General features: G+C 62.8%; 20 protein-coding genes. 16 read left to right on the top strand and 4 right to left on the bottom strand.

The window, feature by feature from the left end; genetic code table 11:
• Window positions 1–12: 12 nt before the first annotated feature.
• The 8 genes from DVR09_RS05100 (at window position 13) to DVR09_RS05065 (ending at window position 10081) form a co-directional block, all read left to right on the top strand.
• Window positions 13–2421 carry a chemotaxis protein CheA gene (locus DVR09_RS05100; protein ID WP_115415980.1) on the top strand — a complete coding sequence of 803 codons (2409 nt, stop codon included), beginning with the start codon at window positions 13–15 and terminating at the stop codon, window positions 2419–2421.
• Window positions 2418–2852 (top strand): chemotaxis protein CheW, encoded by a 435-nt coding sequence (locus tag DVR09_RS05095; RefSeq protein ID WP_115415979.1) that lies wholly within the window; start codon window positions 2418–2420, stop codon window positions 2850–2852. The genes DVR09_RS05100 and DVR09_RS05095 overlap by 4 nt, the downstream gene beginning before the upstream one ends.
• A 56-nt stretch (window positions 2853–2908) precedes the next feature.
• The gene (locus DVR09_RS05090) at window positions 2909–3274 is read left to right on the top strand and encodes a response regulator (protein ID WP_115415978.1); all 366 of its coding nucleotides are present in this window, start codon (window positions 2909–2911) and stop codon (window positions 3272–3274) included.
• Between the two features lie 11 nt (window positions 3275–3285).
• Entirely contained in the window at window positions 3286–4383 is a 1098-nt protein-coding gene (gene cheB, locus DVR09_RS05085; protein ID WP_234041563.1) for a chemotaxis-specific protein-glutamate methyltransferase CheB, read from the top strand.
• Window positions 4374–5237, top strand: a complete 864-nt coding sequence (locus DVR09_RS05080; RefSeq protein ID WP_115415977.1) for a CheR family methyltransferase — start codon at window positions 4374–4376, stop codon at window positions 5235–5237. Before cheB ends, DVR09_RS05080 begins: the two co-directional genes overlap by 10 nt.
• 105 nt (window positions 5238–5342) lie before the next feature.
• Window positions 5343–6881 (top strand): putative bifunctional diguanylate cyclase/phosphodiesterase, encoded by a 1539-nt coding sequence (locus DVR09_RS05075; RefSeq protein ID WP_234041562.1) that lies wholly within the window; start codon window positions 5343–5345, stop codon window positions 6879–6881.
• Complete coding sequence (locus tag DVR09_RS17840) at window positions 6878–8680, top strand: methyl-accepting chemotaxis protein (RefSeq protein ID WP_162814849.1); 1803 nt, start codon at window positions 6878–6880, stop codon at window positions 8678–8680. Before DVR09_RS05075 ends, DVR09_RS17840 begins: the two co-directional genes overlap by 4 nt.
• Before the next feature lie 57 nt (window positions 8681–8737).
• The gene (locus DVR09_RS05065; protein WP_115415976.1) at window positions 8738–10081 is read left to right on the top strand and encodes a methyl-accepting chemotaxis protein; all 1344 of its coding nucleotides are present in this window, start codon (window positions 8738–8740) and stop codon (window positions 10079–10081) included.
• Window positions 10082–10150: 69 nt separating this feature from the next.
• Here DVR09_RS05065 and DVR09_RS05060 read toward each other — a convergent pair whose 3' ends face one another.
• Both DVR09_RS05060 and DVR09_RS05055 read right to left on the bottom strand, forming a co-directional pair.
• Entirely contained in the window at window positions 10151–13474 is a 3324-nt protein-coding gene (locus DVR09_RS05060; RefSeq protein ID WP_115415975.1) for an amidohydrolase family protein, read from the bottom strand.
• 17 nt (window positions 13475–13491) lie between these two features.
• Window positions 13492–14532 carry a LacI family DNA-binding transcriptional regulator gene (locus tag DVR09_RS05055; protein ID WP_174223724.1) on the bottom strand — a complete coding sequence of 347 codons (1041 nt, stop codon included), beginning with the start codon at window positions 14530–14532 and terminating at the stop codon, window positions 13492–13494.
• 184 nt (window positions 14533–14716) lie between these two features.
• Here DVR09_RS05055 and DVR09_RS05050 point away from each other — a divergent pair, with 184 nt between their 5' ends.
• From DVR09_RS05050 to DVR09_RS05035, 4 genes are read left to right on the top strand one after another with little or no spacing between them, the layout of a single operon-like run.
• A complete protein-coding gene (locus tag DVR09_RS05050; protein ID WP_115415974.1) occupies window positions 14717–16225 on the top strand; it encodes a flavin-containing monooxygenase in 1509 nt (502 codons plus the stop codon).
• Between the two features lie 34 nt (window positions 16226–16259).
• A complete protein-coding gene (locus DVR09_RS05045) occupies window positions 16260–17018 on the top strand; it encodes a competence/damage-inducible protein A (protein WP_115415973.1) in 759 nt (252 codons plus the stop codon).
• 52 nt (window positions 17019–17070) lie between these two features.
• Window positions 17071–18039, top strand: coding sequence for a polysaccharide deacetylase family protein (locus DVR09_RS05040; protein WP_115415972.1), 969 nt, complete (start codon window positions 17071–17073; stop codon window positions 18037–18039).
• Window positions 18036–18959 carry a GNAT family N-acetyltransferase gene (locus DVR09_RS05035; protein ID WP_234041561.1) on the top strand — a complete coding sequence of 308 codons (924 nt, stop codon included), beginning with the start codon at window positions 18036–18038 and terminating at the stop codon, window positions 18957–18959. The genes DVR09_RS05040 and DVR09_RS05035 overlap by 4 nt, the downstream gene beginning before the upstream one ends.
• Before the next feature lie 91 nt (window positions 18960–19050).
• Here DVR09_RS05035 and rplA read toward each other — a convergent pair whose 3' ends face one another.
• Entirely contained in the window at window positions 19051–19743 is a 693-nt protein-coding gene (gene rplA, locus DVR09_RS05030) for a 50S ribosomal protein L1 (protein WP_115415971.1), read from the bottom strand.
• A gap of 4 nt (window positions 19744–19747) precedes the next feature.
• Entirely contained in the window at window positions 19748–20179 is a 432-nt protein-coding gene (gene rplK / locus DVR09_RS05025) for a 50S ribosomal protein L11 (protein ID WP_067690596.1), read from the bottom strand.
• Between the two features lie 334 nt (window positions 20180–20513).
• Between rplK and DVR09_RS05020 the strand changes: the two genes are divergently transcribed.
• From DVR09_RS05020 to DVR09_RS05005, 4 genes are all read left to right on the top strand, one after another.
• Window positions 20514–21671: a sensor histidine kinase gene (locus DVR09_RS05020; protein WP_162814848.1), complete on the top strand. Its 1158-nt coding sequence runs from the start codon at window positions 20514–20516 to the stop codon at window positions 21669–21671.
• Between the two features lie 93 nt (window positions 21672–21764).
• Window positions 21765–22811, top strand: coding sequence for a retroviral-like aspartic protease family protein (locus DVR09_RS05015; protein ID WP_115415969.1), 1047 nt, complete (start codon window positions 21765–21767; stop codon window positions 22809–22811).
• A gap of 98 nt (window positions 22812–22909) precedes the next feature.
• Complete coding sequence (locus DVR09_RS05010) at window positions 22910–23812, top strand: hypothetical protein (RefSeq protein ID WP_115415968.1); 903 nt, start codon at window positions 22910–22912, stop codon at window positions 23810–23812.
• Window positions 23813–24081: 269 nt separating this feature from the next.
• A complete protein-coding gene (locus DVR09_RS05005; RefSeq protein WP_162814847.1) occupies window positions 24082–25776 on the top strand; it encodes a LuxR C-terminal-related transcriptional regulator in 1695 nt (564 codons plus the stop codon).
• Window position 25777: the final 1 nt, after the last annotated feature.

Below are 25777 nucleotides of genomic sequence, written 5' to 3'. Positions count from 1 at the left end.
GGGCCTTGTATCATGGATGACCTGCTGGCGGATTTCGTCGCGGAAACCCGGGAAATGCTGGAAGCGAGCGGCGGCGAAATCGTCGCCTGGGAAGCCGATCCCTCGGACAGGGCGCGGCTCGATACCATTTTCCGCTTCGTCCATACGGTGAAGGGCAATTGCGGCTTCTTCGACTTTCCGCATCTGGAAAAGCTCAGCCATGCCGCCGAAGACGCACTGGCCGATTGCCGCGCCGGCCGCCGCGAAGCCGACAGCACGCTCGTTTCCGCAGTGCTCGCCATCATCGATCGCATCAGCGAAATGATCGATTCCATCGAAGCGGGCGAAGACCATCCCGAAGGCGGCGACGATGCGCTGATCGCCGCGCTGAACCCGCATGACGACACGCCTGGCATGTCCCCGGCCGAGCCACACAAACCGTCAGAAACCACACAGGTCACAGCCACATCGCCCGCTGAGGGCAAGGCGGATGCTGGCCCCAAACCCGCGCGCGCTGCGAGCGTCCAGCGCACCATTCGCCTGCCGACCGAACTGCTCGACGAGGTGATGAAAGGCGTGTCGGACATGGTCCTGGCTCGCAACGACCTCGCCCGCCGATTGCGCGACGCCGGAGATCACCCGGAGATCGACGGCCCGTTCGATCGGCTGAGCACGATCCTCGCCGAAGTTCGCAGCTCCATCACGCGCATGCGCATGCAGCGGCTCGAACATCTCTTCAGCTCCCTGCCCCGCCTGGTGCGCGATCTTTCGACGGAACTCGGCAAACAGGTGATGGTCGATTTCGAAGGCGGCGAAGTGGAACTGGATCGCGAGATGATCGAAATGGTCCGCGATCCCCTGACCCACATCATTCGCAATGCGATCGACCATGGCCTGGAAGGGCCGGGCGAGCGTATCAAATCCGGCAAGCACGAGATCGGCCTGCTCAAATTCGCCGCTCGCCAGTCGGGCAACCAAATCACTTTGGCCATCAGCGACGACGGGCGCGGTATCGATGCCGATCGCCTGGCAGCAAAGGCCGTGGCGGCCGGGATATACAGCCAGGCGGAAATCGACGAGATGTCGGAAAGGCGCAAACACCACCTCATCTTCGAACCGGGCCTTTCCACTGCGGAAAAAGTCAGTTCCGTATCGGGGCGCGGCGTGGGCATGGATGTGGTGCGCGCCAATATCGAACATGTCGGCGGCTCGATCGACGTCACGACCAAACCGGGCGAAGGCACCAGCTTTCATCTCAAGCTGCCGCTGACACTGAGCATCATCGCCGCGCTGACCGTGGGCAGCGGCGGCCAGCGCTATGCCATTCCGCGAAGCTATGTCGAAGAGATCGTCTTCGGATCCAGCGACCATGTCGATTTCGCCGAGGCCGGAGATCGCCGCCTCGTCACCTTCAGGGGCAAACGCGTGCCCTGCCTCGCCTTGGGCGAAATTCTCGGAAGCGAGGACCCCGGCAGCGTCGATTGGGCAAGCATGACGCTCGTTCTCGTCCGCATGGCCTCGAACGATGTCTTCGCCCTCGCGGTCGACCGGGTTTACGATCACGAAGATGTCGTGGTGAAACCGATCGCACCCGCGATCATGGAAACCGGCCTCTATGCCGGCACGACCCTGCTGGACGATGGTCGGCCCATGATGCTTCTGGACCTCCCCAGCATTGCGCAAAAGCACCGGCTGGTCGACGAGATGCGCAGCATGGCCCGAACACTGCCCGAGGAGGAACAGACCGAGCAACGCAAGGCCCGGCCAGTGATGCTGTTCACCGGCCTCGACGGACGCCGCCGCGCCGTTCGTCTCGAATTGGTCCGCAGGATCGACACCATTTCCCGCGAGGCGATCGATATCGAGGGATCGCGCAAACAGGCGGTGATCGACGGCGCCATCTTCTCGCTTCTCGGGCTGGAGTATGGCGAGCTGCCGGAAGGCCGATGCCGTCTCTTGCGCCTGTCCGATGGCGAACACGAAGTAGTCTATGCCGTAAGCGAAGTGCTCGACGCCGCCGATATGGATGGCGAAATCGTTCCTTCCAGTGCCGATCCCGCTGTCGAGGGCGTCACACTGATCGGCGGTGAACCCGTGCCGGTCATCGACGGCCATGGGTTGTTCGCGGCCCAGGGCACCGCTCGCAAGACCGGTCGGACGGCGTCCTGCCACCTGCCAGCGAGCAGCGACTGGGCGCGCACCATTCTGGAACCGCTGGTCGAGGCGGCCGGCTATCGCGTGTCGACCGAACCGGAAGAGGAGACCGACGTCGCAATCGAACTGGTCGATGACGATCCGCGGCCTGCATTCCCCGCCCGCCATATCATTCGCCTGCGCCCGGAGCCCGAGCCGGCCGAGAACGACGATGAGAGCATTTATCGATACGACCGAGAGGCGCTGCTGAGCGCTTTGAAACGAGCCAGAGTAGAGAAAACGGCATGAACGATCTTCTTCTGATGTGCCTGATCGCGGGCCGTCGCGCGGCGATCCCCGCGGCCCTTGTCCAGTCGGTGATCGAGATCGATCAAATCACGCCTATTCCCGGAGCGCCCGATTTCATTCTCGGCCTGACCGCCATGCGCAGCCAGGCGCTCACCGTGATAGACTGCCAGATTGCGCTGGGATTTGGCGGGCAGGAGCAGGATTCCGACCGCCGAGCGGCAGTCGTCCAGGTCGGTGGGCATTCCTACGCCCTGTTGGTCGAAGAAGCATATGATGTCGGCGAAGCCCGTAGCGACCCGATCGAGGTACCAGGGGGTTTCGGTCACGGATGGCAGATGGCCGCAAGGGGGATGGTCGAAACCGATTGCGGCCCCACTCTGCTGATCGATGTCGATGCGCTCGTGGCTGGCCCTGTGGCCCGGGCAGCTTAAGCGAATAGTTACCTACCGGCGCTAGCAACCAGCCGAACACTGCAGAGGTCATAGAAATGAAATCCTGCCTAATCGTCGATGATTCGCGCGTCATCCGGAAGGTTTCGAGGCACATTCTCGAAACTCTCGGCTTCACTGTCGAAGAGGCCGAAAACGGCCAGGAAGGCCTCGATAAATGCGATGACGGTATGCCTGACGTGGTCCTTCTGGACTGGAACATGCCCGTCATGACCGGCATCGAATTCATCACCCAGTTGCGCCAGCGTGAGGGCGGGGACAAGCCCAAGGTGGTGTTCTGCACTACGGAAAACGATGTCGCCCACATTCGCGAGGCAATCAGCGCGGGGGCCGACGAATACGTCATGAAGCCCTTCGATCACGAAACCCTGCAGATCAAGCTCCAGCTTGTCGGAATGGCCTGAGGAGGCTCGAAATGGGCGCACTCTTCAATTCCGCAGACCTGACATCGGATACACAGGACACGTCCTGCGCCGATCCGGTAAATGTCATGATCGTCGACGATTCGCTCACCGTCCGCACGGTCTTTTCGCGCATGATCGGCCGGGAAAACGACATGCGCATCGTTGCAACCGCAAGCACTGCGGAAAGCGGCCTCGCCGAACTCGCTTCGGTCAGACCGGACGTGATGCTGCTGGATCTGGAAATGCCGGGAATGGGCGGATTGGAAGCGCTGCCCAAGATTCTCGAAGCGGCGCCCGACACGCAGGTCCTGGTGATTTCCTCGCTCACCGCCGATGGCGCGGAAGCAACTGTGAGCGCCCTGTCGCTGGGCGCTGCGGATACCATGCTCAAACCCCGTCCCGGCGGCTTCGATGATGAATACAAATCCGCTCTGCTGGACAAGATCCGGGCGCTTAAGGGTGTTTCGGAACTCGGCCCGTCCGATATGGTCCGGGCATCCGGCACCAGGAAGAGGGCGGGAAAGCCACCCAAGGTCGTGGCCATCGGCGCTTCGACGGGCGGCATCCACGCGCTGAACCTGTTCCTGCGCCAGATACCGGCCAATTTCGATTTGCCGATCCTGATCACCCAGCATCTGCCCTCCAGTTTCATCCCGGTCTTCGCGCAGCAAATGAAACTGGCGGCAGGCCGCGACGCGATCCTTTCGGATGAAGGGATCGAGATCGAGCGGGGCAAAATCTATATCGCGCCGGGCCACGGCCATCTGGTTGCTCGCAAATCGACGGGCTGTCGCGTGCTGGGACTGGCCTACCATCCGGTCAAAAGCGGGTGCATGCCATCGGTCGATCCGATGTTCGAGACCCTGGCCGAAGCGTACGACGGACATGTCGCGGCGGTACTCTTGTCCGGCATGGGGCGCGACGGAACCGACGGCGCGCAATCCATCGCATCGGCCGGCGGCACGATTTTCGCGCAGAGCGCCGAAACTTGCGCAGTCTGGGGCATGCCCCGTGCCGTTACCGAATTGGGCCTTGCCAGCGCCGTCCTGCCCCCCGCCGACCTTGCCGACAAATTGCTGTCTGGCGCGGGAGCCGACGCATGGCGGTAGACGACGCCGCGCATCGGATTATCGGCGATTTACTTGCGCAGCGTACGGGACAGCAACTGACGGAAGGCCGCCGCTGGCGCGTGTCGAGCGCCCTTGCCGGCCTTTTCCGCGAGTTCGGCATAGAGAATGTAGACCAGCTCGCATGCATGCTCGAGCGCCCCGGCGAACGCCATCTCGCTACGCGAGTGGTCGAGGCATTGCTCAACAACGAAACCTATTTCTTCCGCGATCAAGCGTACTTCTCGGTGTTGGCCAATCAGGTCCTGCCCGATCTCGCTAGCAAGCGGGACGGGAAGAAGCGGCTGACGATCTGGTCGGCGGGCTGTTCGACCGGGCAGGAAGCGTTGAGCCTCGCGATGATATTCGCCGAACAGCCCGGCCGGTGGAAAGACTGGAAGATCGAGATTCTCGGCACCGATGTTTCCGGCAAGGCGATCGATCATGCCCGCAGCGGGTGCTACACCCAATTCGAAATCCAGCGCGGAATCAGCGTCTCGCAAATGCTGAATTTCTTCGTCGAGGACAGCGGCCATTGGCAGGCGATCGACAGCATCCGGTCCATGACCCGGTTCCAGCAACACAACATCCTCAATGCTCCGCCACCGCCGGGCCGTTTCGATCTGGTCATGTGCCGGAACGTGCTGCTCTATTTCGATCCCGAAACGCGCGCCGCCGCATTCGACAGGCTGGCCAGCGGTATCGCCCCCGATGGATGGCTGATGCTCGGCGCGGGCGAAACCGTGGTGGGACAGACTGAGAAATTCAAACCGGCAGAATTCGGATCCTCGCTTTACAGCCCGGTTCTGGAAGACCGGGTGAATTTCCTTCCGCGCCTGCGCGCAGCGGCCACCTAGCCCGCAAGGACGACGACCGGACAAGGTAAACCGCCGGTTTACGCTTCTTTAGCGAATGCAATTTACTCCGTCGCCAAGGGTCGCAAGAGGGACGCGTCGGGAAGGATGACTGCCAGCACGGACATCTCACATGCGAGCGACGGTACGCGGGCCATCATATTTGGCCCCATGGCGGCGCTCGGCGGGAGTTTTCTCCTGACATGGTCCGTGGCCTTGGCCAATCGCTTTCTCGGCTTCGCGACTTCGTCCTCGATCCTCGTTTTCGGCGCCGTGGCGTTCAGCATCGCAGCCGCGATTTCGGCATTTATCGGGATCCGCTACATCCGCCGCGTTGAACAGCTTTCTCGCAGCGACAGCCTGACACTTCTGCCCAATCGCCGTGCGCTGCATTCCGACATCCAACATGAATACAGACAGGGCCACGAAGTCGCCCTCGCCATGATCGATCTCGACGGTTTCAAGCTGATAAACGACCACTATGGTCACTTCGTCGGCGATGCGGCGATCCGCGAATGCGCCGAAATCTTCAAGCAAGTCAGCGATGGCGAAGCCCGGGTCTACCGTCTTGGCGGCGACGAATACGCGATGATGATCGGCGGCCCGGTTGCAGGCACGCTCCTCGAGGGAGTGTGTCGGCGCATTATCGAACGCCTTGCCAAACCCGTCCAGGTGGAGGACCGCAGGCTTACCCTAGGGGCGAGCATGGGCCTTGCCCGCCATAGCCCCCGCGAAGAGGTCGCATCGTCCGAACTGCTCCGGCGCGCCGATATCGCAATGTATGCTTCCAAACGCGGCGGCAAGATGCGCTGCACATGGTTCAGCTCGAGTTTCGACAAGAGCCGCGAACAGCTCAGAGAGATGAACGACGAGCTTCGCGAAGCGCTGGCAAGGAACGAGTTTCGCCTCAACTACCAACCGCTCGTCGACAGCCATTCACGCCGGATCGTGGCAGTGGAATGCCTGTTGCGATGGGAACGCCCCGACGGGAAACATGTCGGCCCGAACATCTTCATTCCGGTGGCCGAGGAAAGCGGGCTGATCAACTCGATCGGCCTTTGGGTTTTGCGCAAGGCATGTTGCGATGCACTCGCCTGGGACGATATTACGCTCTCGGTCAATATTTCGGCCGCCCAATTGCGTAATCCGGAATTCCCGATCCAGCTCGGCCACATCCTCGAAGAAACCGGCTTCGACCCCGAACGCCTCGAGCTGGAGATCACCGAAACCTGCCTCGTACTCGAACCCGTGGTCGCGGAACGCAGTCTGGCGGTTGTCCGCCGCTTCGGCGTGAAAATCTCGCTCGACGATTTCGGTACCGGCTATGCCTCGATCGGCTTCCTGCGGCAGTTCCGCTTCGAGAAGCTGAAGCTCGATCGCAGCCTGGTGGTTCAGGCGAGCGAGGACGAAGGCAGCCGGGCAATGATGCTTTCCAGCATCACCGTCGCGCGCGCCATGAAGATGGCTGTAACCGCGGAAGGTGTCGAAACCGAAGAGCAGGCGGCGATGGTCCGTGCGGCGGGATGCGATCAAATCCAGGGCTGGCTCTATTTCAAGGCCATGCCGGCGGAAGACATCGCCCAGCATCTCGGCAAGCCGGCCGGACTTCCGAACCTCTCCAGAAACAGGAATGAAAAAGTCGCATGAGCGCGCTGCAGGACATGGTCAACGGCATGGTGGCCGAACACGAGATATCTCCCGAAGATCGCCCGAACGAAACCCTGTCGCACGCACCGTCCGTTCGGGCGCATGCCAGCGATGGAGGGATTGACGCACAGGGTAGCGCCCGATGGCCGTCGCGTCTTTCGGTCGGCGGAAAGCTGCGGGCCATTTCGATAGGCAATGCCGCAGTGGTGTTGGTCTGCCTGATCGCCACGCTTCTGGGCGGATATTTCGCCCTCGGTGCGCGGGCCGAGCGAATGGAAATCTCGGCCGCTGCCCGTCTGGCCGAACGGATGGTGGCGGATACCAATGAAGGCCTCCTCTTCGTACAGCGTTATGCCGTTTCGGGCGATCGCAATGATCTCGTCTCGGCGGAGGATGCCCTCACCGAGACCGATCGCGATCTCAGCCGATTGACACATCACGTGACCGAAGCCGCGCCGATCGTCCTGCCGCAGATCGAGCAGCTCAACGGGATGCTGGCCTCGATGCGAACGCGGGTCGAGGCAGCGCAGCAATCGCGCGGCTCACAAGCGCAATGGCAGGAATTCGCCGACAGCGTCTATTTCGAAGGCCAGGACTTCGCGGACCGGGCCGAGAAAACCCGCGAGGATATCGAAGCAATCGGAAAGATATCCGATGCGGGTTCGCAAACTCTGGTGATGTGGCTGTTCGTTGCTTTTTTCGTCGTCGCCGCGACCGGAATCGCCATTGTCTGGATGAGCGCGCGCTTCCTCGGCCGCGACGTATCGCAGACCCTTGGCCGGATGACCGATGTAGCAACGCGCCTCGCCGATGGCGAAAAGGACATTCATATCCCGGCCACACATCGTCGCGACGAAATCGGCGACCTCGCCCGTGCTCTGGAGGTATTCCTTCAGGCAGCAAGACAGATCGAGAGCATGGCGCAGGAGCGTGAAGCCCTGCGCAAGGAACGCAGGCAGGAAATGGCGCGCTTCGCTCAGCGGTTTAAAACGACTGTGGGCGAGGTGGTCAACGGGGTGGCGTCGGCTTCCGCTCAGCTCAAGACCACGGCCGACTCCATGGCTTCCGCCGCCGAACAGGCATCCGTCCAGACGACCAATGTCACCGATTCGATGGAGCAGGCATCGAATGGCGTGACCGCCGCCGCCGCCGCCTCGGACGAATTCGCCATGTCGATCGGCGAAATCAGCCGCCAGGCGGCCCATTCGGCTGCCTTGGCCCGCAAGGCAACCGCTGCCGCGAGCGGTGCCGACGAAACGATTTCCGCCCTTTCCATTTCGGCGGACCAAGTCGGGCAAATCGTCGAACTGATTCAGTCGATCGCCCAGCGCACCAACCTTCTCGCTCTCAACGCTTCGATCGAGGCGGCCCGTGGAGGGGAAGCGGGGCGCGGTTTCGCCGTGGTTGCCAGCGAGGTCAAGGAACTGGCCACCCAGACCAGCCGCGCGACCGAGGAAGTCGCCGCGCAGATCCGCGCCATGCAGGATTCCACCGGTGCCAGCGTCGGCGCGTTGCGCTCGATCGCCGAGCAGATCAAGGAACTGGAAAGCACCGCCACATCGATAGCCAGCGCGGTGGATCAGCAATCGGTCGCCGGGCAGGATCTCGCCCGCAGCATCGATCTTGCCGCACGATCCGCCGACGAGGTGTCATCGAATATCGTGCAGGTTCGCGAAACCAGCTACGCCACCGGAGCGGCCGCCAGTCAGGTGCTCAATTCCTCGACCGAGCTCGAGGCACAGGCGATGACGCTCCAGACGCAGGTCTCGCAATTCCTTCAACACGTGCGCGCCGCTTAACCCGATTGCAAGCAATCCGTCCTTACGGTTGACGCAGCCTTAAGGGGGTAAACGGGGATGACCGCATACAGTTCGATCATGGCCGACGAATTGGTCCAGGAAATCGCGGATGTGGATATAGACTATTCGCAATCGCGAACGCGCAATTCGGCGCTGTCGCGCTGGTTCATGGATTTGTCGTTGGCGCGCAAGGCAAAGCTGGCATCGGGTATCACGCTCGGCGGTCTGCTCGTAATTGCGTTTCTCGCCGTGATCGGTCTGACCTATCCCGAATTTGCGGAAACCGCCCGGTTCGCGGTGATAGCCATCGCCGCAATATCTCTCGTCGGCGGCATCGTAAGCTTCAAACTGATACTCGATCAAGTCATCGAACCGTTTCTCCAGGTGTCGCACGGCATGGCCCGTCTGGCCCGGGGCTCCCGCGACATCGAGGTGGCAGGCCTCGACCGCGAAGATGAAATCGGCGATCTTGCCCGATCGTTGGAAGTGTTTCTGAAATCCGGTCACAAGCTCGACGAACTGTTCGCCGGCCGCAAGGAAGCGGCGAAAAAGCGCAAGACTGAGCTGATCCGCATGGCCGGCGCCTTCGAGAGTGAAGTCGCAGATGTGGTCAGCGGCGTGGCGACTGCGGCGAGCCAACTGAATGTGACAGCCTCGGGGATGGCAACCAGCGCGGAGCGTGCAGCCGATCAGTCGCAGCGCGTTTCCCAGTCGATGAACCAGGCGAATAATGGCGTGACCGCCGCGGCGGCGGCCTCCGACGAATTCGCCCTGTCGATCGGTGAGATCAGCCGTCAGGCGGCCCATTCGGCCGAACTGGCGCGCAAGGCGACCGACGCCGCCAGCGGGGCCGACGAGACCATTTCCGCCCTTGCGGTTTCGGCGGACCAGGTCGGGCAAATCGTCGAGCTGATCCAGTCGATCGCCCAGCGCACCAACCTGCTCGCCCTCAACGCCTCGATCGAGGCGGCGCGCGGTGGGGAGGCAGGCCGCGGCTTCGCGGTGGTCGCCAGCGAGGTCAAGGAACTGGCCGCCCAGACCAGCCGCGCGACCGAGGACGTGGCCGCGCAGATCCGTGCAATGCAGGATTCGACCGGCGCCAGCGTCGGCGCGCTGCGTTCGATCGCCGGGCAGATCAAGGAACTGGAGTCGACCGCGATTTCGATTGCCAGCGCGGTGGACCAGCAATCGGTCGCCGGGCAGGATCTCGCCCGCAGCATCGATCTCGCCGCCCGTTCGACCGACGAGGTCGCATCGCATATCGACGAGTTCCGCGAAACCAGCATCACCACCGGCACCGCCGCGAGCCAGGTGCTCAATTCGGCCAGCGAACTCGAAGGTCAGGCCAGCGCGCTCAAACAGCGCGTACAGGCCTTTCTGGGGCAGATCCGCGCGGAATAGAAGCCTTCATGCAGACCCGGCCGACGGGCAGCGCGGAACCGCAATCCGCACTACCCGTCCTGGCCGGGGTCATTCCCACCAATAGGGTAGGCGCCGGGCGTTGCCGGTCTCGACCTCGTTCATCGTCCGCGCATCGTAAAGGCGACCGCCCAGCATCACGCGGTCGATCTTGTCCGAATTGCGGATATTCTCGCTGGGATCGGAATTCAGGACGATGAGATCGGCCAGCTTGCCGACTTCGAGACTGCCGATATCGCGCTCCATGCCCAGCGATTTGGCAGGCTCGATCGTTCCCGCCCGCAGCGCTTCGACCGCCGACATCCCGCCCCGGGCAAAGCTCCACAGCTCCCAATGGGCAGCGACACCGGCCTGCTGGCCATGCGCCCCGATGCTAACCTTGACCCCGCGCTGGGCGAGCTTCTTCGCTTCGCGCGCAGCCTCGTCGTCGACGAAAGCCCAGTCGGGTGCTTTCACGCGCCGTGCCGTTTGCGCAATCAGCTGTCGCGGCGGGGTGTGGACCATCAGCGGGTTGGCGAACACATCGGTCGCCTGCCGCCAGTAAGGATCGCCGGCCAGGCCGCCATAGGTCACCACCAGCGTCGGCGTGTAATTGACGTTCGTCCCAGCCCAGAATTGCAGCACATCCTCGTAGAAGACTTCGCCGGGAACATTGTGCTCGAGGGTGGAATTGCCATCGGCGATCAAGTTCATGTCCATGCCGAACAGCGAACCCCCTTCGGCCACCACCAGCATGTTCTCCGCGCGTGCGGCGGCCACCACCTGCTGGCGCTGGTCGCGCCGGGGCTGGTTGTAGTTCTTGATCGAAATGCCGCCCTGCGCCTTGATCCGCTGGATATGCGCGAGCGCATCCTCGTAGCTGTCGATCCGCGCATAGACGCTCGGCGCCTTGGCCCCATAGACGATTTCCGCCGTCGAGAAGATGCGCGGGGCGAGCAGCGTGCCGGCGCGCTGACGCTCTGCCGCGGCAAAGATCATGCTGGCCTGCGACGAGGGATCGTGGAGCGTCGTCGTGCCCATGGCCAGGTTCTGAACCAACGACCAGTTTTGCTGCGGCACCAGATCGCCCGTGCCCTGCGGCCCATGCGCATGCGCGTCGACAAGGCCGGGCATGATGGTCTTGCCCGCCGCATCGATCACCGTCGCGCCCTGCGGGACCTGGACCGAGGACGCCGGGCCAATGGCGGCGATCCTGTCACCGGTGATGACGATCGTGCCATTGGCGATTGCACCGGCACCGTCACCCGCCATGGTCAATATCTTCGCGCCGGTTATCGCCACCGTGCCGCGCGGCTTGTCGGCGGCAACCGAGCGCTCGAGCGAGGTGCCGCTGGTCGGCGGAACGAAAGCGGGCGCGTCCTTGTCCTTAGGCGCATTGGCGAACATCGAGGCGAGGCTGGCGCGGTAGAGCACCGGCCCCATCGACCAGGTCAGCATGTCGCCGCCCTCGCTCCAGCCGATGTAGTCCGCCCCGCCCTTCGATGCGCGCACCACAGGCAGCGAACTGGCCTTTTCGCCCACCGTCACCGCCTGCCCACCGGGCATCAGCGGCGTGGCGAAGACCTCGTAATTCTCGCGGAAGGCGACGAAATCGCCGCGCGGACTGACGTGATATTCGGTCGCCAGTTCGCCCTCGGCATGGACCTGCCGCGCTTCGCCGTCGAGATCGGCGGAGAGCAGTTGCAGCTTGCCATCCTTGCGGCCCAGCATGAACAGGCGGTCGCTATCGGCGCCGAATTGCGGGTTCGACGTGTCGCGTGCGACGAGTTGGGGCGTACCGCCCGCTGCGCTTACGCTGTAGACGCCCGCGTTCTCGGAGAATTCAGGCGAGGTGAGGTATCCGCCCGAGCGCTTTTCGAACACGATAGTGTCGCCGGTGGGCGAGAAACGCGGGTTCGCATAGTGGCCGCGCATGGTGGTGATCGCCCTCGCCCCGGAACCATTGGCATTGGCGGTCATGATCTGGCCGAGGCCGCTGTCGGTCCAGCGGACATAGGTAATCCGCCGCCCGTCGCGCGACCACGAGGGCCACAGCTCGAGCGCGTCGTCAGTGCCCGAGGTGAGCCTGCGCTCCGCGCCGCCGCCGACCGGTTTCGCATAAAGCTTGCCGAGGCTTTCGAACACGACCGTACGCCCGTCGGGCGAAACGCTGGCGAAACGCGGTATCTTCGCGGTGAAGCTGTCGGGCGATACCGGGATCACCGGGTGCGGCGCATCGGCCATGCCGCGCGTATCGTTGATGCTGAAGGGAATATCGCTCGCGCCACTGCCATCGGCTGCCACGCGCTTCAGCTTGCCGCCGGCCCACAGCACGATGGAATTGCCGTCCGGCACCCAGTCCATCAGCGGATAGAAACCATGGACAGCCCAGGTTTCCTGCATGTCCATGTCGAGATCGCCATAGATCATGCGCTGCTGGCCGGTAGCGAGGTTCTTCACCCACAGCTCGGTTTGGTCCTTGTCGCGGCGGATGAAGGCTAGGCTGTTGCCGTCGGGCGAAGGCTGCGGGCGGACAGCACCGCCAAAGCCGCTGACGGCCGTGGTCACCTCGCCGGTGGCCAGCTCGTACCGCTCGATCGCGAAAGTGCCCTGCGTCGAATCCTGCGCGTATTCGAAGATCGGACCGCCGGTAACGTTGCGCGAGTAATAGACTGCCTCGCCATCGGGCGCATAGACCGGCTCGCCCAGTTCCTTCTGCAACGCTTCGCTGGCCCGTTTGACCAGCTTCACGCCGCCGCCGCCCGAGACGTGGTAGAGCCAGATCTCGCCCGTGCCGAGCGAGCGCTGGGTGGTGAAATGCTTCTTGGCGACGATGTAATTGCCGTCGGGCGACCAGCTCGGCTGGTTGAGAAGCCGGAAGTCTTCCTTGGTCAGCTGGCGCTTGTCCGAACCGTCGGCATTCATGATCCAGATATTGTCGCCACCGCCGCGGTCGGAGGTAAAGGCGATACGCCGCCCATCGGGCGAAAAGCGCGGCTGCACTTCCCATGCGAGACCGTCGGCAATGCGCGTCGGCGTACCGCCCGTGATCGGCATGGTGTAGATATCGCCCAGCAGCGAGAAGGTGAGCATGCGTCCGTCGGGGGACACATCCACATCCATCCAGGTACCTTCGTCCGTGCGGATCGGCACCTGCCGGATGGTCGCACCGCGCGGTGCGGTGACATCCCATTTTTCGTCCTCGGCCTCGGCGGCCGGATTGGCCGTTGCAGGAGCTGCATCGACAGCCAGGCCGCTGCCTTCGGCGGGGCCGTCCTCCGCCGATGCATCGACTTCCTGCTCCTCCACCGGGTTGGGGCTCGGCTGCGGGTCTTGGGCATGGGCGGCCTGGCTGACGAAGAGTGCGGCAAGCACGGAGGCAATACTGGTTTTCATGGGTCTCTCCGGGTGGATTATTCGATTGGCCGGCGCACGCTGGCGCGCTCGACGAGATGGACAGCAACACGGCGCTCGGGGCATTCGTCCTGCGATGCGAGGGCAGTATCGATCAACAGCATGCCGGCCTGGGCGAAATCGGGTTCGACCGTGGTGAGGGGCGGCGAACTGAACTCGCCCGAGCCGAGACCGTCGAAGCCGATAACGCCGACATCGTTCGGTACATCGATGGCGCGCGCGGCCAGTTCCTCCAGCGCGCCCAAGGCCATCGCGTCGCAGGCGAAGAAAAGGCCATCGAAGCGCGCCCCGCTGCCCACCAACTGCGCGACGGCGTTTCGGCCTTGAGAGACGCGATCGCTGCCTTCGCTGACCACGGCATCCACCGGCGCAAGCCCCGCCGCTTCCATGGCGCTGCGATAGCCATCGTAGCGCTCGCGAAACTGGCGCTGGGAAGATGCGGTATCGCCGACGAACACGATTTGCCGGGCACCACTGGCCACCAGGCGTTCCACTGCAATCCGCCCGCCGTCGCGATTGTCCGAGCGGACCCAGACACTGTCGTCGAAGGGCGAGCCCCAAAAAGCGATGCCTTCGGTATCTTCCGCGCATTTGCGGAAATAATCCCAGGCTGCGTGATTGGTCGCCGTCCCGATGACGACCACACCATCGGCCTGGCGGCGCGCGACGTAATGGCCGAAAAGCTCCTCCGGCTTGGCCTGGAACGAGACCAACGCCTCGTATCCGCGCTCTGCCGCCGCGGCGCAGGTGCTTCCCAGCAGGCTGTAGTAAAACGGATTGATGGCTGCGGGACCCTGCCCCTCGCGCCCGATGACGACGATCGCTATCGTGCCCGTCTCACCGCGCCGCAGGCCTGCGGCACGCATATTGACGTGATAGCCCAGTTCCTCCGCCGCCAGTTCGACCCGGCGGCGGGTCGCCGGAGTGATGGTTTCCGAACCGGCCAGCGCGCGACTTACGGTCGACTGGCTCACCCCAGCGCGTTCGGCCACGTCTATCGAAGTGACCCGCCGCGGCTTCTGCTTGGCGCTGCTAGACATGCTGCGAAGGCTCCCCTTTCCGACCGCCCTAACGCAGGCTCTGCGCGAAAGCGATAGCCAAGCAGGACGCGGAAGCGATCCAGTCGCCGATGGAGCCGAACCCCGCAAATTAGGTTGCGCCCTGCAACCGAGGCTGGTGCTTTCGTTCAGACTGAGCTAGGTTCCGGGAACTTGGGAGAGACAGATGACGAACACGGCGACCGATTTCGATGTTATGATCGTGGGTGCGGGAATTTCCGGCATCGGCATGGCAGCGCATATGAAGGAAAAGGCGCCGGGCCATGATTTCGTCATTGTCGAACGCCGCGAGAACCTGGGCGGCACCTGGGACCTGTTCCGCTATCCCGGCATCCGTTCGGATAGCGACATGCATACGCTGGGCTTCGATTTCGAACCGTGGAAACACGAGAAGTCGATCGCCGATGGGCCTGCCATTCTCGAATATCTCGACCGGATCGTCGATGAACGCGACATCCGCAAGCATATGCGGTTCGGGCACAAAGTGCTCGCCGCCGACTGGCGCGAGAGCGATGGGCGCTGGCACGTAACGCTCGAGACGGGCGAGGGCGAGAAAAAGCACCTTACCGCCAACTGGCTTTATCTCGGGTCGGGCTATTACGACTATGACGAACCCTATGATCCGGGCTTCGACTTCGGCGAATTCGACGGTCGGATTGTGCATCCGCAGTTCTGGCCCGAGGACCTCGATTACACCGGCAAGAATGTCGTCGTGATCGGATCGGGTGCCACTGCGGTGACGATCGTTCCCTCGATGAGCGACAAGGCCGCCAAGGTGACCATGTTGCAGCGCACGCCGACCTGGATGTTCAGCCGTCCGGCGAAGGATGCGCTGGCCAATTTCCTGCGCAAGATCCTGCCCGAGAAACTCGCCTACCGGATCACGCGGTGGAAGAACATCACCTTGCAGGATTTCGGCTTCAAACGCGCGCGGACCCAGCCGGAGAAAATGGCTGCGACGCTTCACAAACGTATTCGCAAGTCGATGGGCGAGGATTACGATCTCGCGCCCTTTACCCCGCCCTACAACCCCTGGGACCAGCGCCTGTGCCTGGTCCCCGACGACGATCTGTTCACCGCGCTCAAGAGTGGCAAGGCCGACGTGGTCACCGGCCATATCAAAGCCTTCGAAAAAGGCGGAGTGCGTCTGACCGACGATCGTTTCCTGCCCGCCGATATCGTCGTGACCGCGACTGGCCTCAAGCTCGCGGTGGCAGGCAAGATCCAGCTCGCGCGCGAAGGGCAGGCCATCGATCTCGCCCAGCATTATTATTACAAGGGCTGCATGTTCTCGAACCTGCCCAATTTGGCGGTTGTGTTCGGCTATCTCAACGCCAGTTGGACTCTGCGCGCGGATATCAATTCCGATTATATCTGCCGGGTGCTCAACGAGAGCCGCGCGAAGGGTGTCGATGTAGTCGAGCCGGTTCTGACAGCCGAGGCAGAAGCCCGGATCGAGGAAGACGACATCTTCGATTTCTCGTCGGGCTATATCCAGCGCGCCAAATCGATCATGCCGAAAAACGCGGTCGCTTATCCCTGGCGGCTGAATCAGGAATATGTGGTCGATCGCAAACGCATGAAGGAAGAGCCGGTCGACGATGGCCTGCTGGAATTCCGCCGTCATGGTGCCAATGCGCGCGCGGCCGACCAGCAATTGGAAGCAGCAGAGTAGCATTCATGCGCCGAGCACGTTAGGCGTGCCATCCATGAATGAACGCATCTATACTGCGGGTCTGGTCGTCATCGGCGACGAGATCCTTTCGGGGCGCACGCACGACAAGAACATCGCCCAGGTCGCCAGTTGGCTACAGGTGCAGGGCATTCGCCTGTCGGAAGTGCGCGTGGTGCCCGATGTGATGGATCGCATCGTCGAAGCGGTGAATGCCTTGCGCGAAGCGTATGACTACCTCTTCACCACCGGCGGTATCGGCCCCACCCATGACGACATAACCGTGGATGCGGTGGCAGAGGCGATTGGTGTTCCGGTGGTCATCCATCCCGAGGCGAAGGCCATGCTCGAACGCTATTACGCCAGCATCGGCAAGGAATTGACCGAGGCGCGCCTGCGCATGGCGCGCGTGCCCGAAGGCGCCGAACTGATCCCCAACCGGATGTCGGGTGCACCGGGGATCAAGCTCGGCAATCTGCATCTCATGGCCGGTGTGCCGCATATTACCGCCGGGATGCTCGATGCGCTGACCGGTACACTCGAAGGCGGCGCTCCGCTACTGTCCGAAACGGTCGGATGCTGGACGCCCGAAAGCGAGGTCGCCGACATTCTGCGCCAGGTCGAACAGGCCCATCCGCAGTGTCAGATCGGCAGTTATCCCTTCTTTCGCGAAGGGCGGGTGGGCGCTAATTTCGTCGTCCGCTCGACACGGGAGGAAGAGCTCCAGAGCTGCGTCGATAGCCTGTGCGACGGGCTTGCCACTGCCGGTTTCGACTTCACTCCCGGCGGCATCTGAACCGCTAAGTCTATCATTACCCAATTAACTTCCGTGTGATAAGGTCACATGGATGACCGCAGTCTACATAACCATCGACACCGAATATTCACCGGGCCTCACATTGCGCCTCGGCGCGAAAGCCCGCGAGGAAGTGTTCGAACGATCAATTTCCTGCTGCACCCCACAGGGCCAAGTCGGAACTGGGCATCAAATGGATGTGATGGACGCGAACGGGGTCAAGGGCGTGTTCTTCGTCGACCCGATGCCCGCGCTGGTGTGGGGGACAGGAGCGATTGCCGCCGTGGTCGAACCCATACTCGAACGCGGCCACGAGGTACAACTGCATCTCCACCCCGAATGGTTGGAGATTGCCGGCGATGCCAATCCCCTGCCGGGTCGGACGGGCCGCAACATGCACGATTTTACGGAGTCGGAGCAGGTCGAACTGATCGAAATCGCGCGCGAGTTTCTAATGCGGGCCGGGGCTCCGGCCCCCACCGCCTTCAGGGCGGGCAATTTCGGCGCGGACGATGCGACACTGCGCGCGCTGGCGAAGGTGGGGATCCGTTACGATAGCAGCCATGTGCCGGGGATCGCTGGTTCGGAATGCCGCATTTCGCTGTCCGCCGACGACCGCCAAGTCGTTTGCCACCACGGCACGATCGAAGTCCCCGTAGGATCGATCCGCAGCCATGGTGGCCAGCGCCATGCGCAGATCACCGCACTTTCGCACCGCGAGCTGGCTGCGGCGCTGCGCTTTTGCGTGCGCGAAGGCGCCGCCATGCTCAATATCGTAAGCCACAGCTTCGAGCTGATGAGCCGCGACCGTACGCGCGCCAACACGATCCTCCGCGATCGCTTTGCCAGATTCTGCGCGAGCATAGCGGCGACGCCGGGAGCGCATGGGGCGACCTTCACCAGCCACCCGCCGCAAATCGGTGACGGGACCGGCGCGGCCGCCATGCCGCACAGCCCCTTCCGCTCCGCGGCACGGGTTATGGAACAGCTCGCCTCCAATATGCTCTACGGCGCATCGTGACGGGTGATCTCACGCCTTCCACCGAATATCGCATCCCGTTCACGGTAGGATCGCGGCGGCTGTTTTCGATCGAGCGCTCGGTCGCCACGCTGGCCTTTTCGCTGCAGGATATTCTCGCCGGGCGGGTGCCGCCGGTGCCCGCGCTGAACAGTGTGGAAGGGCTGCGGGTGCTTTCCGCTCCGACGGCGGCGGAACTTCGCCTGCGCTCAGCGATGCCGGGCTTCCTGATCGGCTCGCGCGAACAATATGCCCGATACTTCATCGACATGGCGGGCAGTTACGAAGATTACTTCTCGCGCTTCTCGGCCAAGACCCGTTCGACGCTGCGCCGCAAACGCCGCAAGTTCGAAAAGGCGGCGGGCGGTTCGCTCGATCTGCGTGCCTATCGCACACCCGAGGAAATCGACACATTCACAGCGCTGGCCCAGCCGCTATCGCGCAGAACCTATCAGGCGCGCCTGCTCGACGCGGGCTTGCCCGAAGGCGAAGCCGCCCAGGCGGAGAGACGCGATCTGGCGGCAGAGGACCGTCTGCGCGCTTTTCTGCTTTTCCTCGACAACGCTCCGGTCGCCTATCTCTACCTTCCGGTGGAGCGCGAGACGCTGGTCTATGCCTATCTCGGCTTCGATCCCGGCCATGCCGGTCTGTCGCCCGGCACGGTGCTGCAGATGGCAGCGCTCGAGAATCTCTTTGCCGAGGGACGCTACCAATATTTCGACTTCACCGAGGGCGAAGGCGCGCACAAGGCGCTGTTCGGAACCGACAGCGTGGATTGCGCCAGCTTCCTGATGCTTCGCCCGACCTGGGCCAATCGCGCCGTGATTGCGAGCCTCGGCGGCTTCGATGGCACGGTGAAGTCCGTGAAACGGCTTGCACGGCAAACCGGCGTCGAGGGCACTCTGCGGCGCCTTTTGCGCTAGGGAACGGCTCCGCGCTCCTCACGGAAAAGGGCCGGCGGGTCTGCACCCACCGGCCCTTTCATATGTCTTGGCGACGGCCGCGAAGCTGTGCTTACGCGCCTTCGACTTCAGCCAGGTCGACCTTGAGGCCCGGACCCATCGACGAGGTCAGCGTGACCTTGCGAACGTACTTGCCCTTGGCGCCCGAAGGCTTGGCCTTGACGATGGCGTCGGTCATGGCCTTGAAGTTGGCCTTGAGGTCCTCGTCCTTGAACGAGAGCTTGCCGATGCCCGAGTGGATGATGCCCTGCTTTTCGACACGGAATTCGACCTGGCCGCCCTTGGCGTCCTTCACGGCCTGTTCCACGTTCGGGGTCACGGTGCCCAGCTTCGGGTTCGGCATCAGGCCCTTGGGGCCAAGGATTTTACCGAGACGACCGACGACGCCCATCATGTCCGGCGTGGCGATCACGCGGTCATAGTCGAGATTACCGTTCTGCATGTCTTCCATGAGGTCTTCCGCGCCCACCTTGTCGGCGCCGGCGGCCTTGGCCTTCTCGGCATTGTCGCCCTTGGCGAACACGGCGACCTTGACGTCCTTGCCGGTGCCGCTCGGGAGCGAAACCATACCGCGGACCATCTGGTCGGCGTGGCGGGGGTCGACGCCGAGGTTCATCGCGACTTCGACAGTCTCGTCGAACTTCGCCTTGTGCTCGCGCAGCGTGGCGAGTGCTTCGTCCACACTGTAGAGCTTTTCGCTGTCGAGCTTGGCGACGAGCTGCTGCTTCTTGGTCTGCTTAGCCATTATCTTAGCCCTCCACCACGTCGAGGCCCATCGAACGCGCGCTGCCTTCGATGATCTTGGTGGCCTGTTCGATGTCGTTCGCGTTCAGGTCCTTCATCTTCTGCTCGGCGATTTCCGCCAGAGCCGAACGCTTGATGCTACCGGCCGAAACCTTGCCCGGCTCCTTCGAGCCCGACTTGAGCTTGGCGGCCTTCTTGATGAGGAAGCTGGCCGGCGGGGTCTTGGTCACGAAGGTGAACGAACGGTCGGCATAGACCGTGATGGTGGTCGGAATCGGCATGCCCTTTTCCATGTCGCCGGTGGCGGCATTGAAGGCCTTGCAGAATTCCATGATGTTCACGCCGCGCTGACCCAGCGCAGGGCCTATGGGCGGCGAGGGGTTGGCGGTGCCGGCAGGCACCTGCAGCTTGATATAGCCGTCGATCTTCTTGGCCATAACTGGCCTCCTTTCTCACTTTCGCCACGGCACTCTCGAACCGGGGCTCATGGTAAGCGGTCAAGCGGTCTGACGGATCAGACCTCCCGCACGGGTTCCCGAGGATGACTTGGGAAGGCGCGCACATAACGGTTTTGCGCCCGAATGCAAGCGATTCGCCCCATTATTCGGCGGCGGCAAAGAGACCGGTTCCTTCCTCCCGCACCGCCCTCTACGCAAGCCTCCCGGCAGCCCGCTCACAATGTATTTTCCCCTTGAGAACAACAAAATAGACCCTTGCGCCTATCGCTTTGACCCGACTGTGCTAGGAGTGCCCTTCCTAAGGGGAGCGCGCATGCAGAACTTTGTCGATATCTGGCAATATATGCCGCACGGCATGTGTCTGCTGTGGCAACCGTGGCTGGTTTTCCTCTGGGCTGGCAGCGATCTGCTGATCTTCCTGTCCTATACGGCAATCCCCGTGGCTCTGCTCACGGTGCTGCGCAGGCGCAAGGACATTCCTTATTCGGGACTGGTTGTCTTGTTTGCCAGCTTCATCCTGCTGTGCGGGCTGACGCATCTGATGGGGATCGTAACCCTGTGGTACCCGATCTATCCTTGGGTCGGTTTGCTAAAACTAGCGACCGGATTTGTCTCCGCCGCCACCGCCATAGTGCTGTTCCGCCTGATTCCGATCCTGGTTTCCCTGCCCTCCCCTGCCCAGCTCGCCGAAGCCAACCGGAAACTCCAGGCCGAAGCGCGGGCGCATGAGGAAACGCTGGCGAAGCTGGAAGACCTGGTGGCGGCGCGAACCGAGGAGCTTCATGCCGCCAATGCCAAGCTTGCGGTGCAGACGCGCGAAGCCGTACACCGCAGTGGCAATCTCCTATCGGTCGTCACTTCGCTTACGAGGCAGACCGCACGCGGCCACGACCAGACCGAAGAGTTCGTCGAAGCACTGCTCGGCCGCATACAGTCCCTGGCGAGGGCAACCTCGACCGTGTTGCGGGGCGACGACAACCAGTCCGGAGACCTGGAGACGATCATCCGCCAACAGCTCGATCCGCTTTTGCTGACCTATGGGGAACAGGTTGCCATCGATGGGCCGGACACGCAGATCGTCAGCGAAGCGGCACAGCAGATTTCGCTCGCGATCCACGAACTGGCGACCAACGCCCAGAAATACAGCCTGCCCGCCGGGCCAGAGGTACGGGTCGACGTTTCCTGGAGCATCACCGAGGCCGAACAGGACCAGGTTTTCACGCTCGTCTGGCGCGAATCCATGTCGCGCAGCGGCGAGACGCATGGCGGCAGGCCTGCCGAAGGCGGCTTTGGAACCAAACTGCTGACCCGTATCGTGCCGCAGGTGCTGCGCGGACAGGCGGTCCGTTCCTATACCGATGACGGGCTCGAATATCGGCTCGAAGTGCCCGCCTCGGCCGTGCTCGCCAATCCGCAGGATGCGGATAGCGTTGCCCTCGCTGCCCGCCTCGTCGACGAGACCTTCGAATAGGCGTAGTTGGCGCGCGCCTCTCCGGTCGGACCGGGTTTGTTCCTTGTCGATGATGATTCGCTCATCGCCCGATGGGCGTGTATTGCATCGAGAATGAGCAGAAGTGTCCAGACGATTGCTCTTTCGGCTTTGCTGTGCATTGCCACAGCCGCCTCTGCGCAGGTGGAGCCGGCTCCGCAATTGCCGGAACCCGCCAATACGCCACTACCCGCCATTCCGGCAGCCGAGTTCGACGAAACGCTGGCTATCAGTGGCGAAGAAATCGATGCGCGCAAGTTGCGCAGCCGCATGACGGTAGACGTCATGGTCAATGGCACCGGGCCGCACAAATTCGTCGTCGACAGTGGGGCCGACACATCGGTGGTCGGCGAAAGGCTGGCCGGGAAACTGGCAATGCCGCCTGGCGAGCCGACGATGCTGCACGGGGTGACGGAGAGCAAGATGGTCGACCGCGTGTTCGTCGATGAACTGATGCTCGGCCCGACAGCAACGACCGATCTGGAACTGCCGGTGCTCGACGAACGGGACCTTGGCGGCGATGGCATGATCGGCCTGGATGCCCTGGTCGAACAGCGCCTCCTCATCGATTTCGAGAAACGGCACATCAGCGTGGACGACGGTTTCACCCCGGCCCCGCTGGTAGGCGGTGTGATTATCGTCAAGGGGCGCCTTCAGAGCGGCCAACTGATCCTGACCGAAGTCAAGGCAGGCCGTGTATCGGTCGACGCAGTGGTCGATACCGGGTCCGAAATCACCATCGGCAATACGGCGTTGCGCGAGCGTTTGAAGCTCAGGCGCAAGGACAAGCTCCAAAAGATCACGGTTTATGGCGTTACCGGAAAGGCTCTGGATCTGGATTTCATGGTGATCCAGGAACTCAAGCTCGGGCCAGTCGCCCTGCGTAACGTACCAATCGCTTTCGCCGACATTCCGCCTTTCGAAGTCTTCGGCCTCCAGGACGAACCCTCGCTCCTGCTCGGCACCGATCTTATGGAGAATTTCCGCCGGGTTTCGCTGGATTTCAAGGACCGCAAAGTCCGGTTTCAACTCAAGAAATGCGACAGATCGGCGATTCGCCTGCGCACTTCCACACTCGCATCGCGAATGCGGGCTACCGATGAGCGAGCCTGTTCGCGCTGAGCCCGGTTCTTTGCGGGCTATGTACCAGATGGGACATTCAGGCGGAAAGAGGGCGCCCGTAATCGTCACGAACCTTTTGGAATCAAGGGATCGTGACCATGAAACATCAAATTCTCATCGCCGCAGGATTGGCCGTTGCCGCCACGGGAATCGCCACCACTCCCGTTAGCGCGGGTCCGTTCGACAAACTCAAGAAGGCCGTCAAGAAGGTCGAGAAAGCGGCGGAAGATGCCAATACTGCCGTCGAGGTGGTCGAAGAAACCCGCCGCACCAAGGGCCGCAACGTCGTGGGTGCGGCCGCTGCCGTTGCCGGCGGGCGCAATGCAGCCATCGCCACAGGCGTAGCGGCAAGCGCCGCCAGTCGCAGCGGTTGCGACGCGACCGGCGGGACCGGTCGTTGCACGGCCAAGCGTCCGGGATATGCAGGCCGCGCCCCGACGCCTTCGGCCAAGTTCACTTCGATGACCAAGTGTGCCGGGCTGCCGATCAGCAATGCCTTTGTCGGCAAGTTCGGCGATTATACCTTCCAGCAAGGCCTCTCGCAGGAGAAGCGCGGCGGCATCATCGACCGCGAGCCGGTCAGCGCCAGCAATGGCTGTATCATGCCCTCGATGGCTTCGGGCGATGTGCTTTACATCGAAGTGCCCGCCAATCGGTGGGCGTCGATGAAGGGCGGCTGGAAGATGCAGTGCATCGAGATGGACACCGGCCAGAATGCCAATCCCGCAGCCTTCCCCAGCTGGAGCAATATCGCCGGCAAGGACATCATGCTGCACACCGGCAATTCGCTGGGCTACGAGCCGACTGCCAGCGGGAGCAATTCCGACCGCTCGCGCGCCTGGGACAACGATCTCAAGCGTCGCGGCAAACACATGCTCGGTTTCAACATGCCCGATCTGCACAATGACAAGGGCACCGACTTCTACTGCCAGTATTACAATGTCGCTTCGGGCAAGAGTGTCGCTGCCTTCGCCTATCGCCGCGGCGCCACGAGGCGCTGAACCACGCGGCCGACGCGGCCCGCACCCGTCCTAGGTCCCAATCAGGTAATTGCGGGCCGCGTCATCCCTTTCTCCAGGGCGACCCGAGTGACCGATTCCGATCGGTCCCCCTGTACAGCCACGTCCGCATGGCGCGAGGGCTTCCCAAAACGCCATGCGGCACGGTGGCCGACTGACAAGCGGGGGCGGTTCCGGACCGTTCCCGCTTTTTTCTTGGAAAAGCAAAGCACAACCGCAATACACAGCCGGTGGATGATGAAGAATGGGAAGTGGCAGGCGAATTGGACGATGCGTTTCGCGACCGGCTGATACGCGAAGCTTATGAGGTCGTCGCCGCCCCGGAGCACCTTTTCGATCTGCAACTTCGGGTAGCGAAGGCAGCCGATAAGGGCAGTGACGCCCCGCGAATGCTGGCCCCACATATCGAACAGGTCGGCGAAATATTCGACCGGGTGCACTTCGCCGAGGACTCCGATTTTGCCGGACTGTCCCTGGGGCCGTCCACCGAAAAGCACGGCTTCGACACGGCCATCGCTTTCACTCTCGATAACGCCTTGCGCATAGTCGATGGTGGCCAGGCACACTCATGGGTCCCCGGCGAAACGCTGCCGGATTTCGCAACCGGCTTCGATACTGAACGGCGCCAGCGGCTCAGGCAATTCGTCGAAGGACGGGATTCCCGGCAATCGATGATCCTGCGCATCCATCGAACACCGGAAGACGAACGCGGCGTTCCGATGGTCGCCACGGTGCGCGAACGCGAAGACCAGCGGCTGATCGACCTGCGCCGCCTGAGCCTGTCATGGGACGATCCCGTCGCGGCCGAATTCGCCACAGCCATGGGCCTCAGCACGGCGGAAAGCGAATTGATGCGTTATCTTGTCGAAGGCAGAAGCCTGACCGATTTCGCTGCCGATCGCGACCGTTCCATCGGCACCGCGCGCAATCAGCTCAAGGCGACCATGCGCAAGCTGGGCGTGGCTTCGCAGAGCGAGCTGGTCGCGCTCTATGCGGGATTTTCGGAAACGTGGCGGCTGGGTCAAATGGGTCCGACCGGTAGCCTGCAAAGCGAAAGCGCGACCCAACCCGCAGCGGTTCTTGCCGATGGCAGCGAAATGCCCTTCGAACGTAGCGGCATGCCCGGCGGGACACCGGTTCTCGTGCTCCATGGTTCCATCGAAGGTCCCTTCCTCACGCCCGACCTGGAACAGCGGGCCAAGACGGAAGCGTTCGATCTCATCATTCCGTGGATGCCGTTCTACACCCAGCTAGATGCGTCCGAAGACGTGCTAACCGGGGTCGACGATTTCGCCCACCGCGCGGGAATGCTGCTCGATGCGCTGGGTATCGAACGGTGCGTCGTCCTGGCAACGAGCTTTTCGTCAGCCTACGGATTGGCGGTGCGGGCGCATCTCGGGGACCGGATATCGGGCGTGGTGCTGACCGGATCGCCCATTCCCATGCGAGACGGAAGGGACACTGCCACACGCAATCCCCTGTGGCGCGCACCGCTACTGCTGGCACGCACGAGCCCGGCCTTTCTCCAACTGCTGGTGCGCGCCGTCGTTCGCCTATCCATGCGCGGCGAAACCTACCGCTATTTCGACCGGCTGCTCGAAAAAAGCCCCCTGGACCGCGAAACGCTGCGCAGACCGGACGTGCAGGCGGCGGTGCGCCGGGCTTTCGTTTCGCGTCCCGACCGTGCAGCGCGGGGAATGACGATGGGGCTGCTGCTGATCCTGCAAGACTGGTCGCGCTGGCTCGATGCACCAGGCGCGCCGGTGCGCGTGCTGGTCGGCGAAGAGGACACGATCCACGATTTTCCCACGCAACTGGCTCATTGCAGCGCGCACGGCTTCGAAGCGGTCGGGCCGATAGCCGGTGCAGGCGGGTTCATCCTGTTCCAGCGACCGGGCCTGGTGCTGGATCACTTGCGTCAGTTGTCGCCGGCTGGCGGCGCTTGAA

This window comes from Erythrobacter aureus, from assembly GCF_003355455.1.
GTDB classification, from domain to species: domain Bacteria; phylum Pseudomonadota; class Alphaproteobacteria; order Sphingomonadales; family Sphingomonadaceae; genus Qipengyuania; species Qipengyuania aurea.
This window is presented reverse-complemented; position numbering and strand designations above follow the sequence as displayed.

Excerpts from the sequence above, each read along its gene's own strand:
- DVR09_RS05020 (WP_162814848.1), top strand. The coding sequence starts at position 20,514 with ATGCAGAACTTTGTCGATATCTGGCAATATATGCCGCACGGCATGTGT.
- DVR09_RS05015 (WP_115415969.1), top strand. The coding sequence starts at position 21,765 with ATGAGCAGAAGTGTCCAGACGATTGCTCTTTCGGCTTTGCTGTGCATT.
- DVR09_RS05055 (WP_174223724.1), bottom strand. The coding sequence starts at position 14,532 with ATGTCTAGCAGCGCCAAGCAGAAGCCGCGGCGGGTCACTTCGATAGAC.
- DVR09_RS05080 (WP_115415977.1), top strand. The coding sequence starts at position 4,374 with ATGGCGGTAGACGACGCCGCGCATCGGATTATCGGCGATTTACTTGCG.
- DVR09_RS05060 (WP_115415975.1), bottom strand. The coding sequence starts at position 13,474 with ATGAAAACCAGTATTGCCTCCGTGCTTGCCGCACTCTTCGTCAGCCAG.
- cheB (WP_234041563.1), top strand. The coding sequence starts at position 3,286 with ATGGGCGCACTCTTCAATTCCGCAGACCTGACATCGGATACACAGGAC.
- DVR09_RS05095 (WP_115415979.1), top strand. The coding sequence starts at position 2,418 with ATGAACGATCTTCTTCTGATGTGCCTGATCGCGGGCCGTCGCGCGGCG.
- DVR09_RS05045 (WP_115415973.1), top strand. The coding sequence starts at position 16,260 with ATGAATGAACGCATCTATACTGCGGGTCTGGTCGTCATCGGCGACGAG.
- DVR09_RS05010 (WP_115415968.1), top strand. The coding sequence starts at position 22,910 with ATGAAACATCAAATTCTCATCGCCGCAGGATTGGCCGTTGCCGCCACG.
- DVR09_RS05050 (WP_115415974.1), top strand. The coding sequence starts at position 14,717 with ATGACGAACACGGCGACCGATTTCGATGTTATGATCGTGGGTGCGGGA.
- DVR09_RS05065 (WP_115415976.1), top strand. The coding sequence starts at position 8,738 with ATGACCGCATACAGTTCGATCATGGCCGACGAATTGGTCCAGGAAATC.
- rplK (WP_067690596.1), bottom strand. The coding sequence starts at position 20,179 with ATGGCCAAGAAGATCGACGGCTATATCAAGCTGCAGGTGCCTGCCGGC.
- DVR09_RS05075 (WP_234041562.1), top strand. The coding sequence starts at position 5,343 with ATGACTGCCAGCACGGACATCTCACATGCGAGCGACGGTACGCGGGCC.
- DVR09_RS05100 (WP_115415980.1), top strand. The coding sequence starts at position 13 with ATGGATGACCTGCTGGCGGATTTCGTCGCGGAAACCCGGGAAATGCTG.
- DVR09_RS05040 (WP_115415972.1), top strand. The coding sequence starts at position 17,071 with ATGACCGCAGTCTACATAACCATCGACACCGAATATTCACCGGGCCTC.
- DVR09_RS17840 (WP_162814849.1), top strand. The coding sequence starts at position 6,878 with ATGAGCGCGCTGCAGGACATGGTCAACGGCATGGTGGCCGAACACGAG.
- rplA (WP_115415971.1), bottom strand. The coding sequence starts at position 19,743 with ATGGCTAAGCAGACCAAGAAGCAGCAGCTCGTCGCCAAGCTCGACAGC.
- DVR09_RS05090 (WP_115415978.1), top strand. The coding sequence starts at position 2,909 with ATGAAATCCTGCCTAATCGTCGATGATTCGCGCGTCATCCGGAAGGTT.